The sequence below is a fragment of the Sphingobacterium sp. WOUb80 genome (genome assembly GCF_050058145.1).
Classification (GTDB): Bacteria; Bacteroidota; Bacteroidia; order Sphingobacteriales; family Sphingobacteriaceae; genus Sphingobacterium.
Genome location: NZ_CP165617.1, coordinates 6,324,283 through 6,339,511 on the forward strand (window position 1 = coordinate 6,324,283; position 15,229 = coordinate 6,339,511).

General features: G+C 40.3%; 11 protein-coding genes. All 11 read left to right on the forward strand.

Annotation, left to right across the window (positions count from 1 at the left end):
- Positions 1-2 precede the first annotated feature (2 nt).
- The 11 genes from AB1Z56_RS26065 to AB1Z56_RS26115 all read left to right on the forward strand — a co-directional run bounded on the left by AB1Z56_RS26065 (position 3) and on the right by AB1Z56_RS26115 (position 15,217).
- Positions 3-2,120: a penicillin-binding protein gene (locus AB1Z56_RS26065; protein ID WP_313266749.1), complete on the forward strand. Its 2,118-nt coding sequence runs from the start codon at positions 3-5 to the stop codon at positions 2,118-2,120.
- On the forward strand, positions 2,120-3,580 hold the full coding sequence (locus AB1Z56_RS26070) for a UDP-N-acetylmuramoyl-L-alanyl-D-glutamate--2,6-diaminopimelate ligase (protein ID WP_309366523.1): 1,461 nt from the start codon (positions 2,120-2,122) through the stop codon (positions 3,578-3,580). Before AB1Z56_RS26065 ends, AB1Z56_RS26070 begins: the two co-directional genes overlap by 1 nt.
- Positions 3,581-3,584: 4 nt before the next feature.
- A complete protein-coding gene (mraY, locus tag AB1Z56_RS26075) occupies positions 3,585-4,829 on the forward strand; it encodes a phospho-N-acetylmuramoyl-pentapeptide-transferase (protein WP_075991283.1) in 1,245 nt (414 codons plus the stop codon).
- 2 nt (positions 4,830-4,831) lie between these two features.
- Positions 4,832-6,205: a UDP-N-acetylmuramoyl-L-alanine--D-glutamate ligase gene (murD, locus tag AB1Z56_RS26080; protein ID WP_309366859.1), complete on the forward strand. Its 1,374-nt coding sequence runs from the start codon at positions 4,832-4,834 to the stop codon at positions 6,203-6,205.
- A gap of 30 nt (positions 6,206-6,235) precedes the next feature.
- Positions 6,236-7,435 (forward strand): FtsW/RodA/SpoVE family cell cycle protein, encoded by a 1,200-nt coding sequence (locus tag AB1Z56_RS26085; protein WP_309366525.1) that lies wholly within the window; start codon positions 6,236-6,238, stop codon positions 7,433-7,435.
- A 13-nt stretch (positions 7,436-7,448) separates the two neighbouring features.
- Positions 7,449-8,552, forward strand: a complete 1,104-nt coding sequence (gene murG / locus AB1Z56_RS26090) for an undecaprenyldiphospho-muramoylpentapeptide beta-N-acetylglucosaminyltransferase (protein WP_313266745.1) — start codon at positions 7,449-7,451, stop codon at positions 8,550-8,552.
- 9 nt (positions 8,553-8,561) lie between these two features.
- Positions 8,562-9,917: a UDP-N-acetylmuramate--L-alanine ligase gene (gene murC / locus AB1Z56_RS26095; RefSeq protein ID WP_426790530.1), complete on the forward strand. Its 1,356-nt coding sequence runs from the start codon at positions 8,562-8,564 to the stop codon at positions 9,915-9,917.
- Positions 9,910-10,746 carry a cell division protein FtsQ/DivIB gene (locus AB1Z56_RS26100; RefSeq protein WP_309366531.1) on the forward strand — a complete coding sequence of 279 codons (837 nt, stop codon included), beginning with the start codon at positions 9,910-9,912 and terminating at the stop codon, positions 10,744-10,746. Before murC ends, AB1Z56_RS26100 begins: the two co-directional genes overlap by 8 nt.
- A 25-nt stretch (positions 10,747-10,771) precedes the next feature.
- On the forward strand, positions 10,772-12,148 hold the full coding sequence (ftsA, locus tag AB1Z56_RS26105) for a cell division protein FtsA (protein ID WP_070564959.1): 1,377 nt from the start codon (positions 10,772-10,774) through the stop codon (positions 12,146-12,148).
- Positions 12,149-12,288: 140 nt separating this feature from the next.
- Positions 12,289-13,986 (forward strand): cell division protein FtsZ, encoded by a 1,698-nt coding sequence (gene ftsZ / locus AB1Z56_RS26110; RefSeq protein ID WP_309366534.1) that lies wholly within the window; start codon positions 12,289-12,291, stop codon positions 13,984-13,986.
- An 88-nt stretch (positions 13,987-14,074) separates the two neighbouring features.
- On the forward strand, positions 14,075-15,217 hold the full coding sequence (locus AB1Z56_RS26115; protein ID WP_309366535.1) for a sugar phosphate isomerase/epimerase family protein: 1,143 nt from the start codon (positions 14,075-14,077) through the stop codon (positions 15,215-15,217).
- The last annotated feature ends 12 nt before the right edge of the window (positions 15,218-15,229 follow it).

Sequence of the window (15,229 nt, forward strand, 5' to 3'; positions counted from 1 at the left end):
TTATGAGTATCAGAAATACGATTCTTGTTCGCGTCTACTTTGCTTTCGGGCTTATTGTACTGCTTGCGTTTTTGGTATTTGGGAAAATGACCAAATTGCAATATGTCGATGGGCAGCATTGGAAAGCTTTAGCAGATAGCCTTTCTATTCAGGAACGGGAGGTAGAAGCTGCTCGTGGTAATATTTATTCAAATGATGGGAGCTTGTTGGCTACTTCAGTACCTGAATATGAGCTTCGTTTTGATGCAATGGCTATTCCGGAAGAAGGTGAAGAGTATTTCAATCTGAAGGTTGACTCCTTGGCCATTAAACTTGCTGATTTTTTTAAAGATAAATCATCTCGGCAGTATTTGACATTATTAAAACAAGCGCGAAATAAAAAACAGCGCTACTTGTTGTTGAAACGGAATGTGTCGCATCAGGATTTAAAACGGATAAAACAATTTCCTCTGCTTAAATCTGCTCGTGTCAACAAGGAGCGTTTTCCAAGTTGTTTGATCACAGATCGGCAGAACAAACGTATTTTACCTTTTGTCAATCTCGCTGCTCGAACCATCGGTTATAAAAATGTGAAGGAAAATATTCATGTTGGACTGGAGGGGGCATATGGTGAATATATAGACGGAAAAAGTGGAAAGAGGTTGATGCAACGGATCGCCGGTGGGGTGTGGATTCCTGTTAACAAAGATATTGAGGTTGCCCCGGTTGATGGGTCTGATATTATCTCTACCATTGATGTGAATATGCAGGATATGGCGCAAAGGGCTCTGGAGAAGCAGATGATTACGAGTAATGCGGATGAGGGCTGTGTTGTGATGATGGAGGTGAAAACAGGCGAAGTGCGTGCGGTGGCTAATTTTATGCGAGATAAAGATGGTGTCTATCGTGAAAAGTTCAATCTTGCAATTGCGCAAAGTGCAGACCCGGGTTCAACATTTAAGTTGGCTTCTTATCTAGCTTTGATTGATGATAAGAAAATAGACTCGAGTACAACTGTGAATATTGGTAATGGTAATTGGCCAATTTACAAGCATACCATTCGTGATTCACATGCGCCTAAGAAGTCTATAATTTCAGCGAAAAGGGCTTTTGAGGAATCGTCAAATGTGGGTGTCACTAAGTTTGTTTATCAGGCATATAAAGATAATCCAGATCAGTTTACTTCGAAACTGCATTCTTTCGGTTTTGGTAAGACTTTAGATTTACAGATTCCAGGGGAAGGTGTACCCTTGGTAAAATCATCGAAAAGCAAGAGCTGGAGTGGATTGTCGCTTGTGCAGATGGCTTATGGTTATGAAATGAAAATAACGCCATTGCAAACCTTGACATTTTATAATGCTGTCGCCAATAACGGTAAATTGATAGCGCCGCTATTTGTTAAAGAAATTCGGCATTTAGGAAATACAATTCAAACGTTTCAGGCGAAAGTGATTAACGAAAAGATAGCCTCAGACCATGCTTTAGCAGAGGTACGGGGAATGATGGAAGGTGTCATGACTGAAGGAACTGGCAGAAGTGTTGCCAGTCCGTTGTATAGCTCTGGTGGTAAAACAGGTACCGCACAGATGGCTGATGGCTCGAGAGGGTATGGTGCAAGAAGATACCAATCTTCATTTGCAGGGTATTTTCCGGCTGAAGATCCAAAATATTCCATTATTGTGGTGATTCGTAACCCGAGAAATGGATATTATGGTGCATCTATCGCGGGGCCAGTGTTTAAAGAGCTTGCCGATATGGTTTATGCCAACGATATGGAGATGGAAGGGAAAAAGACGTTTAAAGCGGTCAATGTGGGCGGAAGAATGCCATTGACTTTACAAGGGTCGAAGGAAGCTAGTAAAAAAGTATACGACAGGTTGGGAATTAATACCGTGAATTGGGATACAATTGCACGGGGAGAGGTGGATACATCGACACGAGGCGTACCATTCATAGATTTAAAATATAAAGAAGGAATCGTTCCGAATGTTGTCGGAATGGGATTGATGGATGCTTTATATGTTGTGGAGAATGCAGGATTTAAAGCGCACGTGACAGGAAAAGGAAGAGTGGGAATGCAGTCGTTAGCTGCAGGACAGAAACTGGCTTTTGGAACGGCGATAAATTTAGAACTTAAGTAATGATGGATTTAAAAAAAGTATTGCATGCTATTCCTGTACAGCAGGTTGTAGGGAACCTTGAAGAGGTTGATGTGCACTCTTTGTGCTTTGATTCCAGGAAAGTGGAGTTGGGAAGTTTATTTATCGCAGTGCGGGGTGTTCAAACAGACGGTCACCTATTTGTTGATAAAGCGATTACTTCGGGAGCCAGAGCTGTTATTGTGGAGGAATTACCAGAAGAAACATTGGATTCTGTGGTTTATATTTTAGTGGCGGATTCTGCTTATGCTTTGGGGGTGGCTGCTGCTAATTTCTACGGAAATCCTGCTGAGCAGCTGAAACTTGTAGGTGTGACCGGTACAAATGGTAAAACGACAGTAGCTACCTTGTTGTTTCAACTGTTTACTGAGTTGGGCTACCATGTAGGCTTATTATCTACGGTGCAAAACCAGATTGGAACGAAGATTATACCTGCAACGCATACAACCCCAGACCCTATTCAATTGAATAAATTGTTACGGGATATGGTTGATGATGGCTGTGACTATGCATTTATGGAGGTTAGTTCGCATGCTGTCGTTCAGGAACGTATTGCAGGATTGGTATTTGCGGGTGCAATATTCACGAATATTACACATGATCACCTGGATTTTCATAAAACTTTTGATAACTATATTAAAGCGAAAAAGAAGTTTTTTGATGATTTGGACGCGAATGCTTTTGCTTTGACAAATGCTGACGATAGAAATGGTCAGGTCATGCTTCAAAATACAGTGGCACACCGGAAAAGCTATGGTTTGCGTTCTGGTGCAGATTTTAAAGCAAAGGTGATCGAAAGCCATTTCGATGGTATGTTGATGAGTGTTGACGGACAGGAAGTATGGGTGAAATTGATCGGCGATTTCAATGCATATAACCTTTTGGCGGTTTATGCTGCTGCGATATTGCTTGAGCAGGAAACGGTGAAAGTATTGACTGCACTAAGTACGCTAAAGGGAGCTGAAGGAAGATTTGAAACGATGAAATCGGCTTCGGGTGTTTTTGGAATTGTAGACTATGCACACACGCCTGATGCAGTGGAAAATGTGTTGAAGACCATCAGTTCATTGAGACGCCCAGAACAAAAAATCATTACTGTATTGGGATGTGGAGGCGATCGGGATAAAACCAAACGGCCTGAAATGGCTGAAGCGGCCTTGCTTTATAGCGATCGTTTTTTGATTACCTCCGACAATCCACGTACAGAAGATCCCTATCAGATTATTAAAGATATTGAGGCTGGTGTGGCAGCAGATCAAAAGGTGAAGACACTTTCTATAGCTGATCGGAAGGAAGCGATACGGGTAGCCTATCAGTTGGCTAATCCGGGTGATATTATCCTTGTAGCAGGAAAAGGACATGAAAAGTATCAGGATATAAATGGTGTGAAACATCATTTTGATGACAAAGAAGTTTTAGAGAATACATTTAACGAAAAATAGAAATATGTTATACCATCTTTTTACGTGGCTCAGTGAATACATTCATATACCAGGGGGAGGCTTGTTTCAATACATCTCCTTCCGGACATCTATGGCTGTAATTGCTTCATTGATTATTACCACGGTTTTTGGGGGAAAATTGATTCAATTCTTGCACAATAAGCAAGTCGGAGAGACAATTCGTGATTTGGGGCTTGAGGGAGAAAAAAAGAAAGCTGGTACGCCAACAATGGGTGGGATCATCATCATTGCAGGTATCCTTATTCCTACCTTGTTATTTGCGAAATTGACGAATATCTATGTGATTATCATGATTGTGACAACACTTTGGATGGGTGCAATTGGATTTTTGGACGATTATATTAAGGTTTTTAGACATAATAAAGAAGGTTTAGCTGGTAAGTTTAAAGTAGTTGGACAAGTTGGCTTGGGAGCTATTATTGCTTGTACGATGTACTTTCATCCAGATATCGTTGTTCGCAAAGGGGTGGATAAACCAACCTCTACCAAGCCCGTTGAAGTGGTTATCAATGAAGGCACAGGGGAGAAGACCTATGCTGAAAACGTGAAATCATCTAAGACAAATATTCCGTTTTATAAAAATAACGAGTTTGATTATGCTAAGGTGTTTAAAATATTCGGACTACAGAGCGATTATCTGACTTTCGTCGTCTTTTTAGTTGTCGTTATTTTTATCGTTACGGCAGTTTCAAACGGTGCAAATATTACGGACGGTATCGATGGTTTAGCTACGAGTACATCCGCTATCATTGGTGTTACTTTAGCCATTTTGGCGTACGTGTCGGGTAACGTGATCTTTTCAGATTACCTCAATATTATGTATATCCCCAATTCCGGAGAACTCGTGATTTTCGCCGGGGCATTTGTGGGGGCCTGCGTAGGTTTCTTATGGTATAACACGTATCCAGCCCAAGTTTTTATGGGTGATACGGGAAGTTTGGCAATAGGAGGTATAATTGCTGCTTTTGCTATCCTGATCCGGAAAGAATTGTTGATTCCGATTTTGTGTGGTGTATTTCTGTTGGAAAATCTTTCTGTTATTCTTCAGGTGTCGTATTTCAAATACACAAAGAAGAAATATGGTGAGGGGAGACGGATCTTTTTGATGTCGCCATTACATCACCATTTTCAGAAGAAGGGCTATCACGAAGCGAAAATTGTAACACGTTTTGTTATTGTAGGAATCATATTGGCCATTCTTACTATTGTAACATTGAAAATTAGATAATGATGTCAAACATTGCAACAACATATTATCCTCAATCTGGAAGTTTGGTCATTTTAGGCGCCGGCGAAAGCGGTGTTGGAACGGCTATTCTTGGAAAAGAAAAGGGATTTGATGTATTTGTGTCAGATAAAGGGCTTATTGCAGACCATTATAAGGAACAACTAAAAGCCGAGGGAATAGCTTTTGAAGAAAGTAATCATGATGAAGAACGGATTTTGAATGCTGCGCTGGTTGTGAAGAGCCCTGGTATTCCAGAGACTGTGCCCTTGGTGGTCGCGTTGAAAGCAAAAAATATACCTGTGATTGCGGAAATTGAATTTGCAGCGCAGTATACAGATGCAAAATTAATCTGTATCACAGGATCAAATGGGAAGTCTACGACAACCATGCTGACCTACGAGATGCTCAAACACGGAGGCTTAAATGTCGGACTGGCAGGCAATATCGGAAAGAGCTTTGCGCTTCAGGTAGCTAAAGAAAAGTTTGATTGCTATGTCTTGGAAATATCAAGCTTTATGCTGGATGATATGTACCATTTTAGAGCAGATGTTGCTGTTATATTGAATATTACGCCTGATCATTTGGATCGCTATGACCATAAAATGGAAAATTATGTGGATTCAAAATTCAGGATGATTCAGAATCAAACGGAGAACGATTATTTTATATACTGCCTGGACGATCCAGAAACAATTAAAGGATTGGAAAGACATCATAGTAAAGGGACCTATTTGCCTTTTACACAGGAACAACTTGTTGAATTGGGCGCTTATTTAAATGCCAATAAAACAATAATTATTAATACACCAAATAACGATACATTCACTATGAGAGCTGAGGAATTGTCATTGCAGGGGAAGCATAATATTTATAATAGCATGGCTTCTGGGTTAATTGCGAAAGTGCAGGAATTGAGAAATCAAGTGATGAAAGAGAGCATGGGCTCGTATGTGAATATTCCACATCGCCTGGAACATGTAGCCTGTATCGGCGGTGTAAATTACATTAACGATTCAAAGGCAACGAATGTAAATTCGGTATGGTATGCTTTGGAAAGTTTCTCTACGCCAATTGTATTGTTATTAGGTGGTGTAGATAAGGGAAATGATTACAGTATGCTTGCTGATTTGGTCAAAGACAAAGTGCGCGCTATTGTTTGTTTGGGAAAAGATACGGCAGCAATTCATAAAGCATTTGAACAAGATGTGGAGATTATTGTCAACAGTACCTCCATGCAAGATGCCGTAGTATTGTCTTCGCATTTGGCGCAAAAAGGGGATACGGTATTGCTATCGCCAGCATGTGCTAGTTTTGATTGGTTCAAGAACTATGAAGATCGTGGCGACAAATTTAAAGCTGCAGTCATGGAATTATAAATGGTGTAACCCAATAAGAGGAGGAAGGATATGCTACAGAATATAATGTCTAAATTGAAGGGTGATCGATGGATATGGATCATTGTGATTATCTTATCGGGATGGTCGCTTTTGGCTGTATACAGTTCGGTAGGTACGTTGGCTTATAAAGAGGGGAAAGGGACTGAAATGTATCTGTTAAAGCACTTTTCTATTATTGCCATTGGGTTTATCCTGATGTATCTTTCCCATAAGCTGGATTATCGGTATTATGCGGGCATATCTAAAATAATGATGGGTATTACAATCCCTTTGTTGTTGTTTACTCTCTTATTTGGTAGTAAAGTGAATGAGGCTAGTCGTTGGTTGACTATCCCCGGTATAGGTTTGACCTTTCAAACGTCAGATTTAGCCAAGTTGTCACTTATCGTCTTTCTTGCGCGGATGTTATCCCGGAAACAGGAAGAGATTAAAGATGTGAAAAAGTCGTTCCTACCCATTATGGGCTCGGTATGTGGTGTATTTATCCTGATTGCCTTGGCCAATCTATCTACAGCATTGATGCTGTTTGGTGTGAGTGTTTTATTGCTCTTGATCGGTCGGATCAGTTTTAAGCAGATTGCCATTGTTTGTTGTGGTGGAGGAGTGCTACTAATGATGGTCATCTTCTTTGGCCCTCGTAGGACGACCTATATTAGCCGGGTAAAGTCTTTTTTTCATACTGAAAAAGTAGATAAAACCGTGTCCTTCCAGGATGATAAAAACTATCAGGCAAATAATGCGAAAATTGCCATAGCAACTGGAGGACTTTTTGGAAAAGGACCGGGAAACAGTGTGCAGCGTAACGTGTTGCCGCATCCCTATTCCGATTTTATTTATGCGATCATCATCGAGGAGTATGGAACAGTCGGCGGGGTAATTCTGTTATTTCTGTATCTGGCATTTATGTATCGATGTATACGTATTGTCACGATGAGTCCCAAAGCTTTTGGTACTTTTTTGGCTGCGGGTCTGGGATTTAGTTTGACGATTCAGGCATTAGCAAATATGGCTGTTGCTGTAGGCTTAGGTCCAGTTACGGGGGTTCCGTTGCCTTTGGTAAGTATGGGAGGAACCTCGATTTTATTTACGAGTGTCGCCTTGGGAATTATCCTGAGCGTGAGTAGAAATATAGAAGAATTAAAAGGTAAAGAGGAATTGGATGAAAAGCCTAAACCCAAAAAAGTGGTGATAGGATCTATTCCGGCATAATAATAAATTAAGCATGGCAATTCGCGTAATTATCAGTGGTGGTGGGACCGGAGGACATATCTTTCCGGCGATTTCAATTGCAAATGCGTTGAAGGCAATGGATCCTGCAAATGAAATTCTATTTGTTGGTGCCAATGGCCGGATGGAAATGGATAAAGTGCCGGCTGCGGGATATAAGATTGTTGGACTCGATATTCAGGGAATAAATAGAAAGCAGCTGTGGAAGAATATCTTTTTGCCGTTTAAGCTTATGAAAAGTTTAAATAAAGCAAAGAGCATAATTAAGGATTTTAGACCGGATGTGGCTGTTGGTGTAGGTGGTTTTGCCTCTGGACCTTTGTTAATGATGGCTAATAAATTGGGGGTGCCAACCGTTGTGCAGGAACAAAATTCCTATGCAGGTGTGACCAATAAAAAAGTTGGGGCAAAGGCAGCAAAAATATGTGTAGCCTATGAAGGGATGGAGCAATTTTTTCCTGCTGAGAAAGTATTGCTCACGGGCAATCCAATAAGACGAGAGTCCATTGCGATAGCGGGAAAAAGAGAAGAGGCTCTAGCGTTCTTTGAGTTAGATCCACACAAAAAAACAATTTTGGTACTCGGCGGTAGTTTGGGGGCTAAAACATTAAATGAAAGCGTGGTTGCTTACCTGAATGAATTAAGGGGAGAGGAAGTGCAGCTGATCTGGCAATGCGGTAGTTTCTACGTTGAAAAGTTACGTGAGGAGTTAATTGGGGAGCTTCCGGACAATGTCAAGATGATGGCCTTTCTGCAGCATATGGATTATGCCTATGCCGCTGCCGATTTAATTATTAGTCGGGCGGGGGCAGGGACGATTTCTGAGCTCTGTGTGGTTGGTAAACCTGTCATCCTTGTGCCTTCACCCAACGTTGCTGAAGATCATCAGACCAAGAATGCGATGGCATTGGTCAATAAAGATGCTGCATTGTTGGTTAAGGATAGTGATGCGAAAAAAGACTTGGTGCCTGCTGCTTTAAATTTATTAAATGAAGCCGATCATGTCGCGCAATTAAGTGAAAATATTAAAAAACTCGGTAAGTTGAATGCTGATGTGCAGATTGCTGAGGAGGTATATAAATTGGTAAATAAAAAATAGACGAAGCGTATGAATCTCGATGCAATAAAACAAGTTTACTTGATCGGAATAGGTGGTATAGGCATGAGCGGTCTTGCACGCTATTTTAAGCATTTGGGCTGTGAGGTGAATGGATATGACCGTACAGAAACTGAATTGACTAAAACATTGGTCAATGAAGGTATTGCTATATCATATCAAGACGATGTCAATACGATTGATGCTATTTTCCATGCTCCTACAGCGGAGACATTAGTCATTTTTACTCCGGCAATTCCTAAAGATTCAAAGATTAAAGCTTTTTTTGAATCCCAGGGACATATCCTCTATAAGAGATCTCAAGTTTTGGGGATCATTAGTGAGAGTAGATTTACGGTAGCGGTTGCGGGTACACATGGTAAAACGACAACTTCTACAATGGTGGCACATGTATTGAAAGATTCGGGTTACGACTGTTCGGCCTTTTTGGGTGGAATCAGCTCTAACTATGGTACTAATGTGCTTTATGGTAATAATAATACAGTTGTGGTTGAGGCAGATGAATTTGATCGTTCATTTTTGACGCTTCACCCCAATATCGCAATAGTAACTTCTTCTGATGCTGATCATCTAGACATTTATGGCGATCGGAGCCATTTGCTTGAATCGTTCCAATTGTTCTTGGATAAAGTTGTTGAAGGAGGTACACGTATTATAAAAAAAGGCCTCGAGTTTAAGGGGCAAATCAGTTATTCGGGCCATGAAATCGCTGATGCATATGCTTCCAATGTGCATGTACGTGATGGAGAGTTCTTTTTTGATTACCAAGATACCAACGGGCGGATAGATGATATCCATTTAGGTATTCCTGGTACCCACAATGTTGAAAATGCGGTAGCCGCGATTGCAGTAGCCCGTTTACTTGGGATTGAAAATGAAGCGATCAAGAAGGCATTGACAACATTCAAAGGAGTAAAAAGAAGGTTTGAATATATTGTCCGTAAACCTGGAACGGTGTATATCGATGACTATGCGCACCATCCGGAGGAACTGCGTGCATTTTTAACTTCGATGCGTAAATTGTATCCTACAAAAAAACTAAATGTGGTCTTTCAGCCGCATTTATTTACCCGTACAAGGGATTTTGTGGATGGTTTCGCAGAGGTACTGTCCATGGCAGACAATCTGTTGTTAATGGAAATTTATCCAGCGCGGGAGCTTCCTATTGAAGGGATCAATTCGGGTTGGTTATTGGATAAAATTACGGCAGCGGAAAAACAGCTTGTAACTGCAGAAGAAGTCTTGGAATTCGCACGCGATGAAAAGCCGGAACTAATTGTTACAGTTGGGGCAGGTGATATTGACAAATTGGTTAAACCGTTACAGGCAATTTTAGAGCATGCTTAAAAAATTACGTAACATACAATGGAATCGTGTCCTCTACTTTACACTGTTTTTTATCGGTGTAATTGTTGTCGTCGTGATTATGACTATTGTGGGTAAACGTGATGAGCAGCAGTCCTGTAAAGATATTAAGATTGTCATTGAAGGTACAGAAGCCTTTATTGATCAGGCGGATATCTCTAAGTTAATAGAACAGAACTATGGTAGTTTCGTGGGGAAGAAAGTCAATGGAATCCCCTTTCAGAAGGTTGAAAAAACCTTACGTAAATTACCTTATGTTTCCGATGCCAGTATACATGCCGATATGGATGGTACGATCAGAATTAACATTAGTCAGCGCGAGGCTGTCATGCGGGTTATCAACAAAAATGGAAAGGAATTTTATGTGGATCCCAAAGGATTGAAAATACCGACAACATTGAAGTATATACCTCACATTATGGTCGCTACAGGTAACATCGCGGAAGGATATAATGAAGCACTGGATACCATATCAACACCTTTAGTTAAGGATTTGGTGAAGGTTGTGGAGTTTATCAAAAACGACGAATTATGGAGTAATCAGGTGGTGCAGATATATGTGAATTCGGATAAGGATATTGAACTTGTGCCTCGTATAGGGACACAGCAATTGATTGTCGGATCTGCAGATTCATTGGAACAGAAATTTGAATTATTAAAGACCTTTTATACGCAGATCATGCCAAAGGTAGGTATAAATGCTTATGGTGTCGTCAACGTGAAATATGGAGGTCAGATCATCTGCGAAAAACGTGGAAACTGGAGTTTTTCGGATGATCAAACAAAAAAAGTAGCAAATAATACATTATAGTAATACAGCAACAATACAGGAAATTATGAACTCAAAGGCAGCAGAAATTGAAAGAGAAAACCCAATTATCGTGGGACTCGATATTGGTACTACCAAAATTTGTGTTACGGTTGGGAGACGTAGCTCAGGAAACAAAATTGAATTATTAGGTGTGGGGAAAGCTGACTCTGCCGGTGTAAGCCGTGGAGTAGTTGCTAATATCCAGAAAACTGTGGGAAGTATTTTAGAGGCTGTTGAGATAGCCGAAGCACAGTCCAATGTGGATATTAAAGTGGTGAATGTGGGAATTGCTGGCCAACACATCAAAAGTATTCAACACCGGGGAATATTTACCAAAACCGATGGTGACGATGAAATCATTCGACGCGATATCGAACGACTGATTTCGGATATGTATAAACTGGTACTGCCTCCAGGAGAAGAAATTATACATGTTTTACCACAGGAATTTACGGTAGATAACGAACCGGGGATTCGCGAACCAATCGGTATGGCAGGGCGTCGTATTGAAGCAAATTTCCATATTATATCGGGACGTGTAACAGATATTAAAAACATCAAAAAATGTATTGATAATTCCAATCTGGAAGTTGCTGAATTGATTCTCGAACCTTTAGCGTCTTCCGAAGCTGTATTGGATGAAGACGAAAAAAATGCTGGTGTTGTATTAGTAGATATCGGTGGTGGAACCACAGATGTTGCCATCTTCCATGAAGGAATTATTCGTCACACGGCTGTGATTCCTTTAGGCGGTAATATCGTCACAGAAGATATCCGTCAGGGCTGTTCTGTTTTGCGCTCCCAAGCTGAATTGTTGAAAACTCGCTTTGGATCCGCTTTAGCTGATGAAAACAAAGAAAATGAGGTGATTTGTGTGCCCGGATTGAAAGGTCGTGAGCCAAAAGAAATTTCCGTTAAAAATTTGGCTTATATCATTCAAGCTAGAATGGAGGAAATTATTGAGCATGTGTATTATGAAATTAAATCTTCTGGATACGAAAATAAACTGATCGGTGGTATTGTGATTACCGGCGGTGGTGCTCAATTGAAACATCTGGTACAACTTGTTGAATATATTACTGGAATAGATTGCCGTATCGGGTTTCCGAATGAATACCTTTCTAAGAATGAAGTTTTACCAAAACCGTTGTTTGAAGAATTGAAAAGTCCTTTGTATGCGACAAGTATCGGCTTGTTGATTAAGGGAATCCAATCGCATGAGGAAGAGGAAGATAGTCGTAGAGAAATGCACGCCCCATCTAAAAAAGTGCAGGCCGCTACGGTGACGACAAAAGAGGTTTCTGAACAACAACAGAAAGAGCAAGGATTATTGTCATGGTTCAAACGTTTTATCAAAGACGGCAATGAAATCGATGATGCAAGTTTTTTAGATAAGAAGTAAGTTTTCCACAATAGTTGAAGTTTTCCACAATTTCACAAATGTGGAAAACTTTTGTTGAAATTATATTATTATTACATTACATATAGTGGGTTTGATTCGGTTTGATATCATCTTCATTGTAAGTTAAATAGGGATAAGTTATGTCAATACAGTTTGAAATGTTAAAAGAACAATCTTCAATAATCAAGGTTATTGGGGTTGGTGGTGGTGGCGGCAATGCCGTAAACCACATGTATAAGCAAGGAATTAGTGGGGTAGATTTTATCGTGTGTAATACTGATGCGCAGGCATTGGAATTGAGCCCGATCCCAAATAAAGTTCAATTGGGAATAAGTCTAACCGAAGGTATGGGAGCAGGAGCTGATCCTGATGTAGGTGAAAATTCAGCTATCGAAAGTATTGAAGATATCAAACGTATGTTGGGTACCAACACCAAGATGTTGTTTATTACAGCTGGTATGGGCGGTGGTACTGGTACTGGGGCTAGTCCAGTATTGGCGAAAGCTGCCAAAGAATTGGGTATTTTAACTGTTGCGATTATTACTACACCATTTACGTTTGAAGGTAAACGTCGTCGTTCACAAGCGGAAGAAGGGCTTTCTGAATTGCGTAAATATGTAGATTCTTATCTTGTGATTTCAAACGACCGCCTTCGCGAAATCTTTGGTAATTTAACGATGACTGCGGCTTTTGCAAAAGCAGATGATATATTGACCACTGCGGCAAAAGGTATCGCCGAAATTATAACTATCCCTGGTTATGTAAACGTCGATTTTAAAGATGTTCGCACGGTTATGAACGATAGTGGTGTTGCCATTATGGGAAATGCAATTGCAGAAGGTGAGGATCGTGCACTACGTGCGGTGGAAGGAGCTTTAGCTTCGCCATTGTTGAAAGACAACGAGATTGAAGGTGCTCGCTATATTTTATTAAATATTACTTCTGGAACGAAAGAGGTAACTATGGATGAGGTTGCGATCATTACGGATTACATTCAGGAAAAAGCTGGTTTGTCAGCGGATTTAATCTGGGGTAACTGTATTGATGAAAACTTTGAAGACGAATTGTCGGTAACAATTATTGCCACTGGTTTTCAAACATCTGAAGAACGTGATAAAGAACGTGAAAATACAAAGGTGTCTATGCCCTTAACCGCTGAACCGGCTAATTCTTTTATCAAACCTGTTTCTCAGGTAGCACCAAGAGAAGTTCCAGCTACGAATAGTTTCGTAACTCCGGTTCAACGTGTGGATACACCAGCACCTTCTACAAATACTTCAACTCCAAATAATTTGCAATCTGACTTGTTCACTTCACCAAGAAATGCGGTACAACAACAAGTAGCTGTTGAGGAGCCACAAGTGATACGTCATGATTTGGGTTTTGATGGTGGTTATGAAGAAGAGACTTCATTTGGAGATAGTGATTTTCAATTGAAAACTTCGCCATCTGTGTTTCAATTCCAGATGCCAACAGTTTTTGATTCTTACACAGCTCCTTCTGCATCGGCATATGAAGAGAAACCTACCTTTTCATCAAGCACAACAAATGAGCAAGTAGAGGTCCCTCAAGTGGAAGAAGAACAGGTTTCGTTTGAAGATCAGTTGGTCCGTACCAAAGAACGCATCTTACGTCTTAAGGAATTGAGCATGAAGCTAAAATCCTCTAATGGTCTACATGAGTTAGAAAATGAGCCTGCTTATAAAAGAAAGCAAATGTCGCTGGAAGATACACCACATTCTTCGCAGTCTCAGGTATCGCGTTTTACTCTTTCTTTTGAAGATGGAAATACTGAAATCAGACCGAACAATTCTTTTCTACATGATAATGTAGATTAGTAGATTCGCTATAAAATATCAAAAAGCCATCCGATCGGATGGCTTTTTTAGTATCTTTAAATACCGATATAAGACAACTATATAAGCTATGACTACAAAATTAAATAACCCTGTATGGGTGATGAGTTCTGCATTTGATAAATTATCCTTACCAGAGTTGATTCAGACAACCAAGAGAATTGGAGCCGGTGGTATAGACCTTTGTGTCTTTAGAAAAGATGGTACTCGTGAAGATCATACCGCAACACATTTGGATTATGATGATTTTACTCCTGCAAAAGCGACGGAAATAATTGAGCTGTTCAATCAGGCTGATTTAAAACTTTCGCTTGGTGCTTTTGAAAATATGATTGGTGGAGATCCTGAACAACGCGTAAAGAATCAAAATCATTTATTAAAACTGATCCGCATAGCACATTTGCTTGGTGGTGACGCAAATAACGTCAAGGTAGGGACATTTGTCGGTTATAATCACGAACTGGGAAATCAAATCGATGGATTTCAGAAAAATCTTGAAGAATACAAACGTGTATTTGCCCCTATCGTGAATTATGCAGAGAGTTTAGGTGTAACCATTCTTTATGAGAACTGCCCAATGGAAGGCTGGCGTTCATCACGTTATAGCTCTACCTATAACAATCTTCCTGCAGTGCTAGCCGCTCGTAAATTAATGTATGCGATGATACCAAGCAAAGCTCATGGCGAAATCTATGATCCTTCACATGATGTCTGGCAAAATACAAATCCAATTGAGGTAATCCGCAATACGGATATTGCACGACTGCAACGTATACATGTGAAAACCACACGTAATTTGCAGACTGCAGCACGCATTGATTGGGGCGGGATGTATCCAATGCAACATGTTGATGCGGAATTGGCTAAAAAAGCCAATGTAAGTATACCAGGCCATGACTGGGATAGACATCATTACGAAGCCATGTTGCCGGGTTTTGGTGGTTCTGACAGTATGGATTGGAGAGGTTTTGTTGACTTATTGCAAGAACGTGGTTTCAGTGGGCCTTTTGAAATTGAAAATGAAGCTAAAAATTCGAAAGATACAGGTGATTTTTCTGCAACAGTTCAAGGCTTTACTACCTGTCTTAACTTTTTAGCGCCGATGTTATGGGATCTAGAAGCTGAGGTGGGCTACTCTTATAAGAAATCTCAACCTTTAAAAGACCTGAACGTAAAAGATATTCCGGTCGTTACAATGGCTGACTTAAGTTAGTCGAATAAAAAA